This window comes from Prolinoborus fasciculus, from assembly GCF_056724605.1.
Map to the genome: position 1 here is coordinate 15,264 of NZ_JBWZQN010000009.1, position 17,645 is coordinate 32,908.

General features: G+C 44.1%; 16 protein-coding genes. 8 read left to right on the plus strand and 8 right to left on the minus strand.

What is annotated here, in order from left to right; translation table 11 throughout:
* Positions 1-35 precede the first annotated feature (35 nt).
* On the minus strand, positions 36-293 hold the full coding sequence (locus AC1P5O_RS03435; RefSeq protein ID WP_004278839.1) for a hypothetical protein: 258 nt from the start codon (positions 291-293) through the stop codon (positions 36-38).
* Positions 294-615: 322 nt separating this feature from the next.
* Here AC1P5O_RS03435 and pepN point away from each other — a divergent pair, with 322 nt between their 5' ends.
* A complete protein-coding gene (gene pepN / locus AC1P5O_RS03440) occupies positions 616-3,261 on the plus strand; it encodes an aminopeptidase N (RefSeq protein WP_499005661.1) in 2,646 nt (881 codons plus the stop codon).
* 215 nt (positions 3,262-3,476) lie between these two features.
* On the plus strand, positions 3,477-3,686 hold the full coding sequence (locus AC1P5O_RS03445; RefSeq protein ID WP_004278836.1) for a hypothetical protein: 210 nt from the start codon (positions 3,477-3,479) through the stop codon (positions 3,684-3,686).
* Positions 3,687-3,719: 33 nt separating this feature from the next.
* Here the strand turns inward: AC1P5O_RS03445 and AC1P5O_RS03450 are convergent, their stop codons facing one another.
* Positions 3,720-4,166 (minus strand): universal stress protein, encoded by a 447-nt coding sequence (locus AC1P5O_RS03450; protein ID WP_004278835.1) that lies wholly within the window; start codon positions 4,164-4,166, stop codon positions 3,720-3,722.
* Positions 4,167-4,302: 136 nt separating this feature from the next.
* On the minus strand, positions 4,303-4,746 hold the full coding sequence (locus AC1P5O_RS03455; protein WP_004278834.1) for a universal stress protein: 444 nt from the start codon (positions 4,744-4,746) through the stop codon (positions 4,303-4,305).
* A 266-nt stretch (positions 4,747-5,012) separates the two neighbouring features.
* Between AC1P5O_RS03455 and AC1P5O_RS03460 the strand changes: the two genes are divergently transcribed.
* A complete protein-coding gene (locus tag AC1P5O_RS03460; protein ID WP_004278833.1) occupies positions 5,013-5,999 on the plus strand; it encodes an alpha/beta hydrolase in 987 nt (328 codons plus the stop codon).
* A 90-nt stretch (positions 6,000-6,089) separates the two neighbouring features.
* Complete coding sequence (locus tag AC1P5O_RS03465) at positions 6,090-6,434, plus strand: SMR family transporter (RefSeq protein ID WP_004278832.1); 345 nt, start codon at positions 6,090-6,092, stop codon at positions 6,432-6,434.
* Between the two features lie 39 nt (positions 6,435-6,473).
* Here AC1P5O_RS03465 and AC1P5O_RS03470 read toward each other — a convergent pair whose 3' ends face one another.
* The 4 genes from AC1P5O_RS03470 to aceR all read right to left on the minus strand — a co-directional run bounded on the left by AC1P5O_RS03470 (position 6,474) and on the right by aceR (position 10,451).
* The gene (locus AC1P5O_RS03470) at positions 6,474-7,652 is read right to left on the minus strand and encodes a benzoate/H(+) symporter BenE family transporter (protein WP_499005665.1); all 1,179 of its coding nucleotides are present in this window, start codon (positions 7,650-7,652) and stop codon (positions 6,474-6,476) included.
* Between the two features lie 106 nt (positions 7,653-7,758).
* Positions 7,759-8,418, minus strand: coding sequence for a leucine efflux protein LeuE (leuE, locus tag AC1P5O_RS03475; RefSeq protein ID WP_004278829.1), 660 nt, complete (start codon positions 8,416-8,418; stop codon positions 7,759-7,761).
* Between the two features lie 75 nt (positions 8,419-8,493).
* Positions 8,494-9,471, minus strand: a complete 978-nt coding sequence (gene tal, locus AC1P5O_RS03480; RefSeq protein ID WP_004278828.1) for a transaldolase — start codon at positions 9,469-9,471, stop codon at positions 8,494-8,496.
* Between the two features lie 89 nt (positions 9,472-9,560).
* Positions 9,561-10,451, minus strand: a complete 891-nt coding sequence (aceR, locus tag AC1P5O_RS03485; protein WP_004278827.1) for an HTH-type transcriptional regulator AceR — start codon at positions 10,449-10,451, stop codon at positions 9,561-9,563.
* A 98-nt stretch (positions 10,452-10,549) separates the two neighbouring features.
* On the opposite strand from aceR, the gene aceI reads away from it, so the two are divergent.
* Entirely contained in the window at positions 10,550-10,987 is a 438-nt protein-coding gene (gene aceI, locus AC1P5O_RS03490; RefSeq protein WP_004278825.1) for a chlorhexidine efflux PACE transporter AceI, read from the plus strand.
* 175 nt (positions 10,988-11,162) lie between these two features.
* Entirely contained in the window at positions 11,163-13,346 is a 2,184-nt protein-coding gene (locus AC1P5O_RS03495) for an LVIVD repeat-containing protein (RefSeq protein ID WP_004731448.1), read from the plus strand.
* 53 nt (positions 13,347-13,399) lie between these two features.
* Here the strand turns inward: AC1P5O_RS03495 and AC1P5O_RS03500 are convergent, their stop codons facing one another.
* On the minus strand, positions 13,400-14,917 hold the full coding sequence (locus AC1P5O_RS03500) for an acetyl-CoA C-acetyltransferase (protein ID WP_004278822.1): 1,518 nt from the start codon (positions 14,915-14,917) through the stop codon (positions 13,400-13,402).
* A gap of 240 nt (positions 14,918-15,157) precedes the next feature.
* Here AC1P5O_RS03500 and AC1P5O_RS03505 point away from each other — a divergent pair, with 240 nt between their 5' ends.
* Together AC1P5O_RS03505 and AC1P5O_RS03510 are read left to right on the plus strand one after the other, a co-directional pair.
* Positions 15,158-16,549, plus strand: a complete 1,392-nt coding sequence (locus AC1P5O_RS03505) for a 3-oxoacyl-ACP reductase (protein ID WP_004278820.1) — start codon at positions 15,158-15,160, stop codon at positions 16,547-16,549.
* A gap of 197 nt (positions 16,550-16,746) precedes the next feature.
* Positions 16,747-17,601 (plus strand): MaoC family dehydratase, encoded by an 855-nt coding sequence (locus tag AC1P5O_RS03510; protein ID WP_004278819.1) that lies wholly within the window; start codon positions 16,747-16,749, stop codon positions 17,599-17,601.
* The last annotated feature ends 44 nt before the right edge of the window (positions 17,602-17,645 follow it).

The window sequence follows — 17,645 nt, forward strand, 5'->3', positions numbered from 1 at the left end:
GTAGCTCTGATTTTAAAAACATGAAATGACGTTTTTTAAACCGGGCAGGGTAATGTGTCGTCCTCCTCGCCGCGGTGTTTGGCATGAATTAAGGCCTGAACCTTTTTAGAGGGCACTTTTTTGGCACCGAGTGCATCGTAGGTGTTGAGAATGGCAGTCACTTCATGGGCCTGAAGCGGAATGCCTTCACAGCTCATCAACAGGGCAATCACTTTATGGTCAATATTGGCCTGATCCAGGGTCTGCAAAGTTTTGATATTTTCGATCCGTACAACATGCTGTTTTAAATACATGGCTCACCTCATCATCGTTATCATTATTCTTTCATTGGAAGTGTGGAAAAACACAGTTTAACTGTAGCAAGAAGTGTGCTCATTTATTAATCAGAATTTATTCGGTACTCAGCAAATAAAATTATATATTTTTAAATCAGTTATTTATGAAAATGTCAGAAATTATGATCCTGACTATTTTTATGGCACAGATATTTCTTATGTAGAGTCGAGTGCTGCTCAATTAGGCAGAATGCATTGAAAGTGGTGCATGAAATGCCCATATTAGATCTAACAATACAAATGCACAGACAGCGTTTAAAACTTGGCGTATGATTTTGACATGAACAATGTCGAACACGATAAAAGATTAGGACAGGACATGAATATTGCGGCAAACCCGGTGATCGAAGCGGATCAAACCATTTATTTAAAAGACTATCAAAAACCTTCCTTTATTGTTGATTCCATCGACCTGAATATCCAAGTCTATAGTGACCACAGTCTGGTCAGCAGCAAGCTGGAGATGCAGCGCCAAACTGCTGGCGATCTGGTTCTGCTTGGCCGCGATCTAGAGCTGCAATCGATTAAGTTAAATGGTCAAACCCTGAATGCCAGTGACTACCACTTGGATGCTGAACAGCTGGTCATTGCCAATGCACCTGATCAAGTGTTGCTTGAAATTGTGGTTAAAATCCACCCCGAAAGTAATACGATGCTGGAAGGTTTATATCAGGCCAGTTCAGATCTGTTTGTGACCCAAAATGAACCAGAAGGGTTCCGTAAAATTACTTTCTATCCAGACCGTCCAGATGTGTTGTCGGTCTTTACGACGCGTGTCGAAGCAGATAAGAAATATCCGGTTTTGCTTGCAAATGGTAACCTGCTGGAAACCGGTGAAGTCGATGCCAATCGTCACTATGCCGTGTGGCAGGATCCGACCAAGAAACCGAGCTATTTGTTCGCTTGTGTGATTGGTGATCTGGCCGTGATGAAAGATTCTTATGTCACATCGGAAGGCCGCAATGTAGCTCTGGAAATCTATGCAGAAGAAAAAGATATTCCAAAATGCAAGATCGCCATGGAAGCGCTCAAACATTCCATGCGTTGGGATGAGGAGCATTATGGTCTGCCTTATGATCTGGATAACTACATGATTGTGGCGACCAGTGCATTCAACATGGGTGCCATGGAAAATAAAGGTCTGAATATCTTCAATACTTCATGCGTGCTGGCCGATGAAGAGTACACCACTGATGCCGCAATCATGCGAGTGCAGTCAGTCATTGCACATGAATATTTCCATAACTGGACTGGTAACCGGATTACCTGTCGTGACTGGTTCCAGTTATGTTTGAAAGAAGGCTTGACTGTATTCCGTGACCAGTCTTTCTCGGAAGATTTACAGTCGGCTGCGGTACAACGTATTGATGATGTAGCAGTTCTCAAAGCGCATCAGTTCCCGGAAGATTCAGGGCCGCTGTCGCATCCACCGCGTCCGGATCATTTTGTAGAAATTAACAACTTCTATACTGCCACTGTTTATGAAAAAGGTGCGGAAATTAACCGCATGATGGCGACCTTGCTTGGCAAGGAAAAATTCCGTCAGGGAACCGATGAATATTTCCGCCGTCATGATGGTCAGGCGGTAACAGTTGAGGATTGGGTGGCCGCGCTTACAGCAGGTTCAGGTGTGGATCTTTCAAACTTCCTGACCTGGTACAACCAGCCAGGTACGCCTAAATTGCAAGTAAAAGCTGAGTACGATGTTGAGACCCAAATCTATCGTCTTCACTTCAAGCAAAGCCTGAAACCGCATGCCAAATACCCGAATCTGAAAGCAGTTCCAATTCCAGTGGCTTTGGCATTGTTTGATGCTGAAAGCGGTGAGCAGCTAACGCTGAACTCTGAGGCACTCTTTGAAAATGGCGTCAAAGATGGCGTGTATCTGTTTGATCAGGATGAAGCCACGATCGAATTTAGCGGTGTGACAGCAAAACCGGTGGTGTCCTTGCTGCGTAATTTCTCTGCACCGGTGAATCTGGACTTTGACTATTCAGAAAAAGAACTGGCTTTCCTGTTGCAATACGAGACCAATGGTTTTAACCAGTGGCAAGCAACTCAGACCTTACTCGAGCGTATCTTGCTGGATGACCAGCCTGCAGAAATTTATATCGAGGCTATGCTCAATACCTTGCCGGATGTGATTGAGAAAGATCCGCTGTTGGCATCACGTCTGTTTGATGTACCGTCGGAAGGTTATTTAGGTAGCCGTATTGATCAGGATTATAATCCGGTCATGATTCAGGAAAAGCGTGAGGCTTTGCTACATACTCTGGCACGTGCTTTTGGAGAAACAGCGAAAGAAACTTATCTTAATCTGGATCCTGATCTGCAATCTGAATTCTCACAAGCGATGGGTGTGCGTGCTTTAAGAAATATTATGCTGACGATGATGGCTCGTCAGGGAGATGCATTTGCCTTTGATTTAGCCTATGAGCAATATCACACGGGGAATATGTCTGAACGTTTGGGTGCGCTGAAAGTCTTGGTCTGGAATGATGCACCACAAGCAGAAGAAGCTTTGGCAGATTTCTATAGCCGCTTTGAAGATGAAGCCTTGTCTTTAGACCAATGGTTTATGGTTCAGGCAGCACATCCAAAAGCAACGGATGCAACGATTGCGTATCTGACCCAGCATCCGGATTATGATCTGGCTGTGCCTAACCGTATCCGTGCAGTGAGCGGGGGGCTGAATGCTAATCCGGTCAATACCTGGAGCTTTGGCGTGCAGCATTTTATTGGACTGGCAAAATATCTGGACGAGAAAAATCCGATTGTAGGCTCACGTTTGCTACAGGTATTGTCACGCTGGTATACCTTGGCAGAACCGCAACGCAGTGAAGTGAAAGCACAGCTTGAAACCTTAAAGCCACTGGTTAAATCTAAAAATGTGTCTGAGACACTCAATAGTATGCTCAGCGTATAACATCAATATTCATAAAAAACCGGATCGACCTGATCCGGTTTTTTATTTCCTGTTTATTTCAAATGCTGGCTTTAAATACAGTTGAATTTCTCTAAAGGCCTAGGTAAGTACCAAAGGGTGTTACAGTATGATTATACGGAAAAGAGTATTTGTTTATTAAGCTGTAAGCTAGGTAAAGGGATCTACAGATTCGCTTACTAGAGGTTGTCCAAGATATGTTAGTGAAAATTGAAGATGGTTTTTATTTAAATAGCCAGCATATTATTGCCGTACATGTCAGCAAGAATCCTGAAAATGGCTTACTTGAAATCTCCATTCAATATACGCCGCATTCCATTCAGCAGGTCGGAGAATACAAAAAAGTATTTCAAAGCCAGCTTGATGCTGAAATATTCTTAAGTGAGTTAAATCAAAAACTTCGCTAAAAGCCTGCATCATACAGGCTTTGATCAAGCATCTTATTGTCTGACGATGAGGACTGGAATAGAGGAAAGTGCCAGAACATTCTGAGCGACACTGCCCAGCATGAGTTTTTGCAGACCCTTACGACCATGTGAACCCATAATGATCATATCGGTCGGGGATTCATTTGCAGCCTGCATAATGCCTTCTGACGGCGCCATGCCATGCAGGATTTTTGTCGTCACCTGGATGCCATCACGAACAAAGTTCAGTTTCAGTTCATTTAAACGATCCAGCGCATTTTGTTCTGCATGCATAAAATAGTCTGTGACTGCAGGAGCAACTTTGTAAAAATCTACGCCCTTAAAGGGATCCACCGCAATCACACTGAGTAAAGTGACATGGCTATGAAATACTTTGGCCAGTTCCAGGGCATGATCTGCGGCAGCATAGGAAATCGAGGACTCATCGAGTGCTACGAGAAGATGATCATAGTTATTCATGGTGCTTCCTCATATTTATTATTGCAGTAAAGGGGGAGTGTGGTTTAAGCGAGTAAATCTCCACAGCATGTTTTGCTAGAGGTTCAAATGTAAAAGTAGCAAGTACTGCGCATCTTGAAGATGCGCAGCATCAGGATTATTTTTTCACGATCAGTACGGGAATTTCACTCGCACCCAATACATCTTGTGCAAAGCTGCCCAGAATCATTTTCTGGAAGCCTTTACGGCCATGAGAACCCATGACGATCAGGTCGGCTTTCACCTCACCCGCGGTTTCAGCAATATGTTCTGCATTGACTAAACCTGTGACAATGCGGGATTGCGCTTCAATACCTTCACCGGCTGCGATGGCAGTGGCTTCTTTCAAGGCCTTTTTTGCATTGGCATGTGCCTCGATAAAATATTCCTTCATGATGGAGGAGCTGTAATAGAAATCAGCCTCGGTAAAAGGATCTTCTGCGATCAGGCTGATCAGGGAAAGCTGACTACCAAATGCCTTGGCAATTTTGGCAGCATGTCGTACTGCAGAAAAGGAAATTTCTGAACCGTCCACTGGGACTAAAATATGTTGATAGGCCATGGCTTTTCTCCGCAGGTTGTCTGATTTTTAGGCTTGGTTTATTGATAGCACAGTGCTGTGGCGGGTGCAATTGCAAAAAAGCGGTAAAATTGAAAAAACTCATTAAATTACAAATATTTTTCATGTAAAAGTGATGAAAAAAACAGAGTAAAAAACTCGGAATTGCAGTTTTAGTGATCAAAAATAAGAGGATGAATAGTCCTTGTTTGCAGCAGGATAGTTTAAACTGCCGTAGCCTGTTTTTAGATCATGTATAGGGGACTGTTTTGAGGTTTTTTGCCATTCATCTTTTGCTCATAAGTTCAGTTATTCTTTCCGGCTGTCAGACCGCACAGAACAGTAAAGTCATTGCCGGTGCTTTTAACCTGACCACAGGCTTGCAGCAAAAAGTGATGGATCGTTATGCGCCTGGTGCGGTTATCGTCCAGCAAAATATTACCTATGCGCCGCAGCAGAAATTATCTCTGGATCTGTATCAGCCGCAGAATATTGCCAGTATTGGCCCACGACCGACCATTGTCTGGATTCATGGCGGCGGCTGGATTTCAGGTTCTAAAGAACATGCACGGGGTTATTTCAAGCTGCTGGCGGCACAGGGCTATAACGTGGTATCCGTGCAATATCAGTTTGCGCCACAAGTGACCTATCCAAGCCAGTTACACCAGATCAATCAGGCACTTGAATTTCTCGATACCTATGCAGACACCTACCAAATCGATGCCCAGAACTTATATCTGGCCGGAGATTCTGCCGGGGCGAATATGGCCAGCCATTACGCCGCTCTTTTGACCAACCCTGTATTTGCCAACCAATCCGGTATTCAGCCTCATCTGCAACCTACGCAGCTTAAAGGTTTAATCTTGCATTGTGGAATTTATGACTTGGAAGCATTTGCCAGCACAGCACCTGAAGAAATGAAAATTATCGAATGGGGTGTCTTTAACCTGATTCAGGCTTATACCGGCGAGCGTAAACATGATGCCGCGTTTTTAAAGCAGATTTCTCCGATTCAGTATATTACGCCGTCTTATCCACCTGTCCTGATCAGTGGTGGGAATAAGGATTTTCTGACCGATACTCAGTCACTACCATTTGTAAAAGCTTTGAAGGAACAGCAGGTTCCTGTGACTGAAATATTTTATCCAGAGTCTAAGGCCTGGCTCATTCATGAATATCAGTTTTTTATGGGAAAAAAGGAAAGTCAGCAAACCTTTGTCAAAACCCTGGATTTTTTACATCAGCTTTCCCCTTGAAGAGAAAACGGTGCAAAATGAATCTCTCAAGATTGATCATGTCAGATCGTCCCGACAGCAATCATTGAAAAATTGTTTGGAGTTTAAAAAATGAATCCTGTCTCATGGGCATATTTGTTGTTGGCGTTGGCTATTATTGCCGAAGTGACTGGATCAACATTTTTGGTGAAGTCAGAAGGCTTTACCCGATTATGGCTATCTCTGGCTGTGATCATTTTATTCTGTATTGCGTTTTATTTGCTGTCTCAGGTGATTAAAGTCATTCCTTTAGGCATTGCCTATGCGATCTGGGCAGGAGTAGGCATCGTTCTTACGGCAATCGTAGGCTATGTAATCTTTAAACAGGCGCTGGATGTGCCCGCTTTTATCGGGATTGCACTGATCATTTCCGGTGTGGTGGTGATTAACCTGTTTTCCCAGACTGCAGGGCATTAAAAAGGCAGACAAGGTAGCTGCCTCATTTCTACAATAAGCTTATGCCACTTGCGGTTTAAGCTTAAACATTAAATAAACTATCAGACCAAGTAGCAGTCCCCAAAAAGCGGAGCCAATACCAAAAAACTGGATATTAGAGGCGCTAAACAGGAATGTCATCAGTGCTGCTTCACGGTCATGACGGTCCTGAAAAGCCAGCGCGATATTGTGGCCAATGGTGCCAAACAGGGCAATGCCTGCCAATACTGTAATCAGAATCCCTGGAAAAGCCATCAGTACACTGGTCAAGGTCGCAGCAAAAAAACCCATCAGAATATAAAACAGGCCGCAGCTCATCCCTGCAATATAACGTTTGGCCGGATCAGGATGCGCTTGGGCATCCAGGCTGACCGCCGCACTGATCGCGGCAAGATTGACACTAAAACAGCCAAAGGGCGCCAGCATCGTCTGTGTAATACCCGTCCAGCCTAGAATAGAATTTACTTTCGGCGGATAACCATAACTTTTGATGACGGCCAAGCCAGGCAGGTATTGCGATGCCAGATTAATCACCATTAAAGGTAAGGCCAGTCCTAAAACAGCTTGCAGGCTAAATTCAGGTGTAATCCATACCGGCTGGGCAATACTCCAGTTCAGCTGCGGAATAGTAAAATTAATAAAGAACGGACAGAGGGCAATAGCCATTAACACGGTAATCACGATGCTATAGCGCGTACTCAGTTTTTTGGAAACCAGATAAATCACCAGTACACAAAGCACGAATTCCCAGGACTGTTGCAGACTGCCAAAGACCGAGATACCAAATTTCAGCAAGACACCTGCCAGCATGGCACTGGTCAAACTTTGTGGAATAAACTGGAAAATTCGCTCGAAAATTCCAAAAAATCCCAGACAGGCAATCAGGATGCCAGAAATCAGAAAAGCGCCAATTGCTTCACCCAGACTATAGTGACCGGCAGAAGCAATGACCAGTGCCAGACCGGCAGTCGACCAGGCGGTTGAAATCGGATAACGATATTTCCAGGAAAGCAAAAATCCAGAAACTCCAATACCTATACCCAGTGCCCATAACCAGGAGCTAATTTGTGCCTGATTAGCACCTAGGCTTTGAGCGGCTTCAATGACCAGTACGGCGGAAACACTAATACCAATCATGCAGGTAATAAAACCGGCCATGACGGCAGGAAAGGAGAGATCTTGTAAAAGTTTTGGCATCATCCATGACACTATTTTTAAATGCGTTTAAATCATACGCTTTTCACGTATCAACACAATGTTTTTAACAATTTTATCCAAAGGTCTACTGGTTTGAAGCCGATCATTGCTAGAAAGTTGAAGTCGCCAGTTTAAGGCCAAAACCGCAAAACAGGATCCCGACCGCTGCGACACAGCTGGCAGTCACTTTATAATTTTGGTTGAAATAGGACGCCAGTTTTACACCAGAAAAAATCAGGATTGAAAGATAGGTCATACTGATCAATTGCAAGATTACAGCCAGAAGCGTGAATGTCAGGGCTGGATAAGGATAGGCAGGATCGACAAACTGCACAAAAAAAGACAGATAAAACAGAATCGCTTTGGGATTTAAAATACTGATTGTGAGCGCTGTACGAAAGGGCTGAACGGATTCTACCGTATCTGGAGTCGTCTTTTTAATCTGGACGCGTTGTGATGACTTTTCCGGAAAGAAAGTCTGGTAGGCCGCAATGATTAGCTTGATACCCAAGTAACTGAGATAGATCGCTCCAATAACTTTCAGTGCAATAAACAGTACCGGAAAGGCATGCAGTAAAGAAGCTGCTCCCAATGCTGTACATATAATCAGGATCAGATCGCCCGTATAAACCCCCAAGGCACCCATATATCCCGTCTTAATCCCAAAGCGCGAAGCAATCGACATGACATACAGGGAATTCGGCCCGGGCAGTAGCACAATCAACGTGGTTCCAATGATAAAGGTCGTTAGATCTGTGATACCAAACACGAAAAACTCGCATGAACAAAAAAGCCGATGCGGCATTATAGCAACATCGGCTTGGAGAAATTTGCTAAATTTTCTTTAAATCTCAGTGGTACTCAGGAAAGTTTCACGTAATAAAGCAGCCAGTTGCTCACGGGCTTTAATGAAACCGTCAATGCCGCCTTGCAATAATTCACTGGCCATCGGATCCTGTTTCAATTGTGCATCAAAATCGGCATGGCTGATTGGACTGAGTTCACCTTGAACTTGAATATCTTTGGCTGAGAGTTGAGCTCGCACTTCACGTTGATCATTTTCTAGTTCGGCCAATAAATTTGGCGCTACCGTGAGCAGATCACAGCCGCTCAAGCCCAGTACCTGATCAATACTTCGGAAGCTGGCGCCCATGATTTCAGTCTGAATACCATGTGCTTTATAGAACTCATAAATACGCTTAACTGATAAGACCCCCGGATCTTGTTCAATCGGGTAAGACTCAACGCCTTCAGCTTTTTTGTACCAGTCCAGAATACGGCCGACAAAAGGCGAGATTAGAGTCACTTTGGCATCGGCACAGGCATGGGCCTGATGCTGACCAAATAATAAAGTCAGGTTGGTATGAATCCCTTCTTCTTCCAGTGCTTTTGCTGCTTGAATGCCTTCCCAGGTAGACGCGATCTTGATCAGGATGCGGTCTGAATCAATTCCATATTGCGCATAAAATGCCAGCAACTCTTTGGCTTTGGCAATCGTGGCTTCAGTATTAAAAGACAGGGAAGCATCGACTTCTGTTGAAACACGGCCTTCAATGAGTTTTAAGATTTCTACACCGAATTTGACCGTCAAAATATCAATGGTACGTTCAATCAGGGCGTCATCTGTATAGCCTTCTTGCTGGGCTTGCTGAAAAGCAGCTTCAATCAAGGCCTGATTTTCAGGTTGTTTCGCTGCTGCAGTAATCAGCGATGGATTGGTGGTTGCATCAAGCGGACGAAATTTTTCAATGGCACTCAAATCACTGCTGTCTGCCACAATGGTCGTCAAGTTTTTTAATTGGTTTAATGCAGTTAATGTCATTACGATCTAGTTCTATGGTTATTGCTTATGCTTTCTTATATATCATAAATGGCCGGTTTACCAAGTAGACTGTCGTTGAATTTCTGTGATTAATGCCCGGTTTTACGTTGTTTGCGCAAGTGATTAATCAAAAAATGAGCAGCTGTGCCTAATCGGGTTTCTCTGCTCCAGACCAGATCAACAAAATATTCAAACTTTGGGGTGAAATCGAGCAGGTTGAGAACCTGTAACTGATCTTGCAAATGTGGCTGCTCATTCAGCATTTCGAGTGGCAGAACCCCCCAGCCCAGTCCTTGCTGAATCATGCTGCAAGCCGAATGATGATTGTCGGTGCGCCAGTAATTTCGTGAAAAGAGTAGTTCCGGCTTGATGGTGCGATCCCGACTGGCCACCACAATCTGCCTGTTTTGCAAAATCTGTTCATAACTGACTTGATCGAATTGACTTAGGGGATGCTGTTTGGCGATTACAGCGACCAGTACCTCACGTTTCAATTCCACAAACTGTTCCCGTGTTTCCAGTTGTTCGCGTTCAAACATCAGGGCCAGCTGCGCTGAACCTTCGAACAGCATACGATGTGCATCTTCCTGAGGTGCACTAAATACATTGACTTGCAGTGCAGGAAATTCCTGTTCCAGTAACACGATATAATCGGTCCAACGCGTATGCAGTAATTCTGAAACCACCACAATATTCAGTTCAGATTCCAGGCCTGAACTTAGGGCTTGAGCATGCTGTTTCCACTGATTCATTTCGACCAGAAGTTGCTGGGTTTTTTCATACAATACCTGCGCCTGTGCGGTCGGTTTTGGTTCACGACCTATACGCTGAAACAGTTCTAGATTCAGGTCAATTTCCAGATTGGCAATGGCCATGCTGACTGCGGAAGGTACTTTACCTAGTTGACGGGCAGCCGCAGAGAAAGAACCGGTTTCCATCACAGTTTTAAACATCAGTAGCTGTTCTTGATTAACATTCATAATTTTATCTTTCATTTTTATTGATAGATTCTAACTCGAATAGTCAGATTTAAAGAAATAAAATTCTTGCATCATGTAATGAATTGAGCTGATTTGATATGTTAATTTCCAAAAGAAGGTTGATTCATGCCGCTTTATATGAAGGCATTTTACTGGTCGTGATCGCTGTCCTGCTAAGTACTTTGATGCATATGCCGCTTGAGGTCACAGGTATGCTAGGAATTGCCATGGCTCTGACCTCAGTACTCTGGAACATGTTGTTTAATCACTATTTTGAAAAGTTTGAAGCCAGACATCATTTGAAAAGAACCATTAAAGTGCGAATTGCTCATGCAATTGGCTTTGAAGGCGGTTTGATGCTGGCGACCATTCCGATGGTGGCTTATGCCTTACACATGAGTCTGGCTCAGGCCTTTTTGCTGGACTTAGCTCTAACCCTTTGTATTCTCCTATATACCTTTATTTTTCAGTGGGTTTATGATCATCTAGAAGCCAGACTGGGGCTACAGCCGGATTATCGGAAAATCTCATCATAAAATACGCCATAAAAAATACCACACAGTTCAGACTCCCTTTTCAGAATGCGAAAGGTGAAATATTCAGCGATGAGGACTTGATCAAGTCCTCATTTTTTATGCTCGAACCCAACTGAAAATTAAGCTATAAGACTTTGATTTTTTATTTTAATTTTTAAATTTATTGGGGAATTCAATGCTATTTAGACGAGCGATCTTGTCAGTGTCCATCGTGTTGCTGATGTGGGGTTGTGGGGGTGGAGGAGGTGAGAGCAGTACGCCACAGCAGACGCTGCCGGATCCAGTGACACCCCCCGGTTCGGGTGAGCAACTGAGCAAAATTGCGGAATTTAAGGTTCTGGATGTGGGTTCAGAATTAATAGCAGGGAATTTTGGTCTGAAAACCTGGAATCCCACCGCCATGGTGGTAGAGGGCGATGTTCTTTATATTGCCAACAGCCAGGCAGAATCGAATATTTTGCGTTATGACTTAAAACAAAAACGTGCACTCAGTGCGATTGATCCTACGAAAATTTCGGGTCTGGCCAGAAAATGGGATAGCCTGAATGATCTGGAAATTCAAGCAGGGCGTTTGTATGTGGCCAATTATGGCTCGAACCGAATTGATGTTTTAGATATTAATAGCGAGCAACCGAACTTCATTATGGCACTCGGCACAGGTGTATGGTGGGGCGATGCGCTTAATTACGCGCTGGTACATAGCAATGCGGTGACTGCTGACGATCGCTATGTTTATGTACCTGATATTGAAGGCCGCATTAATGTGTGGCGTCAAAGTGATGTAACGGCGCAAAACCATTTAAAAGCGCGGAAATTTGCACGGCTCAGCTTGCCGGGCTGTGCGCGCAACTGTAATGCACGCATGGAAGTCATAGGTGATTATCTGTATACCAGCCTGCCGGATGGTATGACCTATGTCCACGATATCAATCAGATTCAGGAAAATGGAAATAATATTGCACCCATTTTAACAGAAACCAATTTGTCGGCAGTCATGCATCGCCATAATGATGGCTTGGTTTATGTGTCACGGAATGATGGCACTGTAGAAAGCTACCGGGAAAAATCTTTTAACTTGGAGTCTATCTTACCCAATAAAAGTGTGGATACCTTCCGAGATTATATTTTAAAAGGGCAAAACCAGAGCAGCCAACTGGCCAAGGCCAGTGATCTTTATATTTATGGTCAGAATTTGCTGCACATGGCCAATCAGAAAATTTATATTCTGCCAATGCTGACCCTGCAACAGAATAAATCCACCCAGCTAAACCAAGCTATGATTTTAACCGAATCTAAAGCACGCGAGAGAAGCCGTGTCTTGCAGGATGGTGAATCATGGGAAACCTTGACCAATAGCAGCCAGCGTTATGTCTATATGGACAAGATTTTATCGGCAACCCTAAATGGCAATCGCCTGCATTTGAAAAGCTACAGTGCTGTCCCTGTACGTGATTTGCAGATTCGTGCCAAGATTAAAAACTCAGAAGACTGGGTGATTCTGGCGAAGCTGGATCAGTTGACGCCATTTTCGAATGCCAGCTTTGATCTCAAGTTGACCGATCAATCCCGTTTCCCGTTGCTCGATGGCACAGGCTCGATCCAGCTAGCAGGTCTGAGTCAGACCACGCAAAATCCAAGCAATATTTTTGATCTGAAAATTAGCTCTGAGACTGATGAGCACGTCAAAAAGCTGAACCAGATTAAAGCCAAATGGAAAATTTATTTCGGTACCTATGATGAACCGAACAAATGGTGTCGTATTACGCCGGTCTATGCCCGGGAATGGGTCATGATGATGACCAATCTGGCCTATATGCTGAGTACTCCAGAATTTGAAACCTTATGGTTTAACCATAAAGCAGTCATGGGACACGATTTTTTTGGCAATCATGGTCAGGTAGAAGGACCGAATGGTTTCTTTCAGCCAGAAGATTATGTCCGGATCTATCGGGAAATTCTTAACCGCAATGAAATTAATCTTGGTATTACCAATATGGGCGGTGGTCTAGGTGGGGGTGCAGTCTTGGGGGTAGATACATGGTTGTTCTATGGCCATTACAGATTATCTGGCTATCGAATTGTTGCACATGAATTTGGTCATCATTGGGGCGGGCATAATAGTGCATGGGCCATGTCGAATTATGGCTTTGAAGCTATGGTCGATTGGTTAAACTTCTATTTCCAGCGCCGTCCAGGTTCAATTCCTTATATGGACCCAAATGTGAATGCTTTTCACTTGACGCCGGACAGCGCACTTTGTCAGGGTGTGAACCAGAATATGGTGAAAGGCGTGGCATCGACTGCACCATGGAATAAAGTAGATGAGTATTTTAAAAATAACCCGATGCCAAATCAATAAGTCATAAAAAAGCCCCTCATTTGAGGGGCTTTTTAATTAGATCGGTCAACGGATTATTTTTCAATAATCGCCGTTACACCTTGACCACCGGCTGCACAGATCGACACCAGTACGCGGCCTGAACCTTTCTGGTTAATCAGTTTTGCTGCTGTCGCAATGATACGACCGCCAGTTGCTGCAAACGGGTGACCGGCAGCAAGTGATGAACCTTTCACGTTCAGTTTGGCACGGTCAATTGAACCCAGTGGAGCGTCTAAACCTAAACGCTCTTTACAGAATTTCGGATCTTCCCAAGCTTTCAGCGTAGACAATACTTGAGATGCAAAAGCTTCATGAATTTCATAATAGTCGAAGTCTTGCAGTTTCAGACCGGCACGCTCTAGCATACGTGGTACTGCATAAGCAGGCGCCATCAACAGGCCTTCTTTTTTCTCGACAAAGTCAACTGCAGCAGTTTCCTGGAAAGTCAGGTAAGCCAATACTTCATGACCATTTGCCTTCGCCCATTCTTCAGAAGCCAAGAGCACGCAAGAAGCACCATCTGTTAGCGGCGTAGAGTTACCCGCAGTCATGGTACGGGCATCGCCCTTACCAAAGGCCGGCTTTAATTTCGCCAGTTTTTCAACACTTGAGTCCGCACGCAGGTTATTGTCACGTTGAAGACCCAAGAATGGTGTGATCAGGTCATCAAAGAAACCTTCTTCATACGCTGCAGCCATTTTCTGGTGTGAAGATGCAGCAAGTTCATCCTGTGCTTCACGGGAAATTCCCCATTCCAGTGTAGTAATCGCCTGATGATCACCCATAGACAGACCTGTACGCGGCTCACCATTTTTTGGTGCATCCATAAGGTCTTTCACATTGATTTTGGTCAGTGCTTTCAAACGGTCTTTTGCAGTTTTCGCAATGTTTAGCTCAAGTAATGCTTTACGTAAACCGTCACCAAAAGCAATCGGTGCATCAGAAGTCGTATCTACACCACCTGCAATGCCTACTTCGATTTGACCTAAAGCAATCTTGTTGGCAACAAGAAATGCCGCTTGCAAACCAGTACCACATGCCTGCTGGATGTCATAAGCAGGCGTTTCAGGTGCAAGGGCAGTATTTAGTACACATTCACGGGTCATATTGAAGTCACGGCTGTGTTTCAGTACTGCACCCGCAACCACTTCACCTAAGCGTTGACCTTGCAGATTAAAGCGTTCAACTAGGCCGTTCAGGGTTGCTGTAAACATGTCAGTATTGGATGCCGTAAAGTAAGCACCATTAGAACGTGCAAATGGAATGCGGTTACCACCGATAATCGCAACGCGGCGAACTGTATTTTGGCTCATGTTTGGTTCCTGTAGAACAGAAGTCTGTGTTGTAGAGGTTGAATCTTTTTCAGATGAAGTCGTATTTTTGGCACGGGCAGGTGTGCTCCGTGTACGCGTGGTTTTAGTCGGACTTTTTTCTGTCCCAGTGGCTGTGTCAGTATTTTTAGTGCTACGCTTAGCGCGCGTTGATGGTTTTGACACAGTTTCTGTCGCAGAGTTCTCGACTGCTGGATTTTCTTGAGTTGTTTTGCTCATAAGGCTTTACCAGGCAAATAGATCGTCTTCTTGGTGTTTACATTAGCATAGAAGAGGATAGGCTGTATTGACTACAATGACATTACAGACTGCGCTCAGGTCAAGTCATCTGCCTGTTATCTCAAGTATGATTGGGCGGAATCTGGCGGATCTATTGAAATATATGTGTCTGGCATCATATTGAAGTTTAAGGATAACTTTAGATCAACCAAAAATTAATTTGTATGAGAGATAATAAACATGACTGATCAGTACCAAACTTTTGCAAAATCTCCTATTGGTAAATTTGTCATTAAAAATTTGGGTCTGCCATCCCCAACTTCTTTAGACCGTTTTGAGTCTGCTACGCCAGTGGTAAAAGGCGCAGTATTATTGGGTGCAGCACCAGCAAGTCCATTGACGGGTGCTATTGCTCAGGTTCTGGCAAATATTCATGCCAACAGCTATGCAGGTAATAATGCTGAGTTGCAACAGGCGGCTGCAGCATCCGGGCTGAATCTGGGTGCATTTAACCCGGGCGATAAAGAATCAAAATTCAAGGTCGTTATTTTTGATGCTTCAGGGATCGAAAATTCAGAACAGTTAAAATCACTTTATGATTTCTTTAACCCGATTGCACGTCAGATCCAGAGTTCGGGCCGTGTGGTGATTGTGGGGACTACACCTGAAACAGCAAAATCGGTGAGCCAGGCGATTGCTCAACGTGCACTGGAAGGTTTCGTGAAATCAGTGGCTAAAGAATTCAAAAAAGGTATCGCAGCAAACCTGATCTATGTCGATGCAGGTGCTGAAGCAAATCTTGAATCTGCATTACGTTTTACGATTTCGCCGCGTTCTGCCTATGTTTCTGGTCAGGTGATCCGTGTTTCACCAGCTGAAAAAGTAGACGTAGACTGGACCAAGCCATTAGCGGGTAAAACTGCGGTTGTGACAGGCGCAAGCCGTGGTATTGGTGAAGCGATTGCCCATGTATTGGCACGTGATGGCGCACATGTCATCTGTCTGGATGTTCTACAACAGCAGGCTGACCTTGATCGTGTAGCTAGTGAGATCGGCGGTTCTACCTTGGCTATTGACATTACAGCTGCAGATGCAGGTGAAAAGATCAAGGCAGCGGCAGTTGAGCATGGTGGTCTGGATATTATTGTACATAATGCCGGAATTACCCGTGACAAGACCTTGGCCAATATGAAGCCTGAGCTGTGGGATCTGGTGATTAATATCAACTTGTCTGCAATAGAACGCGTGAATGATTATTTAATTTCCCACGATGGTCTAAATGCCAATGGCCGTATTATCTGTGTATCCTCAATTTCAGGGATTGCAGGTAACCTGGGTCAAACCAACTATGCAGCGTCTAAAGCGGGTGTGATTGGTGTGGTGAAATTCACAGCACCAACTTTAAAAAATGGTATAACCATTAATGCCGTTGCACCGGGCTTTATCGAAACACAAATGACGGCTGCGATTCCATTTGCGATCCGTGAAGCGGGCCGCCGTATGAATTCGATGAGTCAAGGCGGTCTACCTGTCGATGTTGCAGAAACGATTGCAATGTTTGCTGCTACTGCATCAACAGGTTTAAATGGCAACGTGATACGTGTATGTGGTCAAAGTCTTTTAGGGGCTTAATTTAAAATCCCCCTAAATCCCCCTTTGAAAAGGGGGAGATATCCCTCTCCTTTAATGGAGAGGGTTAGGGAGAGGTAAAAATTAAATTAAAAAGGGGATGAATTGACCCTCATCCCAGCCTTCTCCCTGAGCCATATATGGTGCAAGAGAAGGCGCTTTTAGACAAATTGAAATAATAAAATTTCCAAAGGTTCAGTATGAATACGCGCCATTTTAGTCAACTTCCAAAACCTTATTTAGCCTATCCAAAAGTGATTCAAGGCTTGATTTTTAAAAAGCCGAAAGCTGAAAAAGTTCTACCGCAAGTTGAATATGTGGTGGATTCATTCAAGGTCGATCAAAAACATCTTAAAGCTTATAATGAAGTCTGCGGCTTTAAAAATAATGGTTATATTCCAGCAATCTATCTGACGGTGCTTTCACAAAGTCTGCAAATGCACATGATGACTTCAGAAGCATTTCCGTTTCCGATTTTGGGTTTGGTACATATCCGCAATCAAGTCAAGCAATACCGTAAAGTCGGTGTGAATGAGACTTTGACGCTGTCATGTAAGTTTGGCGAATTGCAGCCGCACGATAAAGGCGTGCAGTTTGATTTCATTACTACAGTCAAAGTGGGAGACGAGGTCGTAGTTGAAGCATTGACGACTTATCTGTCACGTCAAAAGACCAATGCTAAAGCTGCTGCCAAACCTGCAGAAAGCCAAGCACCAGAATATACACTCAATAATGAATGGAACATCTCGGAAAATACTGGTCGCCGTTATGCCATGACCTCAGGTGATTTTAACCTGATCCATATTCATGCAGTCACAGCGAAAGCCTTTGGCTTTAAACAGGCAATTGCACATGGTATGTGGAGCAAGGCCAAAGCACTGGCGAATCTGTCATTGCCAGATGCCTATGAAGCTGATGTTTGGTTCAAGTTGCCGATGTACTTGCCATCTAAAGTCGAGTTCCTGACGGCACAGGCAGCGAATGAGACAGATTTCCTGATTCGAAACAGTAAGAATCAAAAACCGCATGTCACCGGTCATATTAAAGCGATTTAAATCTGAATCAAAAGCCTAAACCCGATTTAGGCTTTTTCATTTTA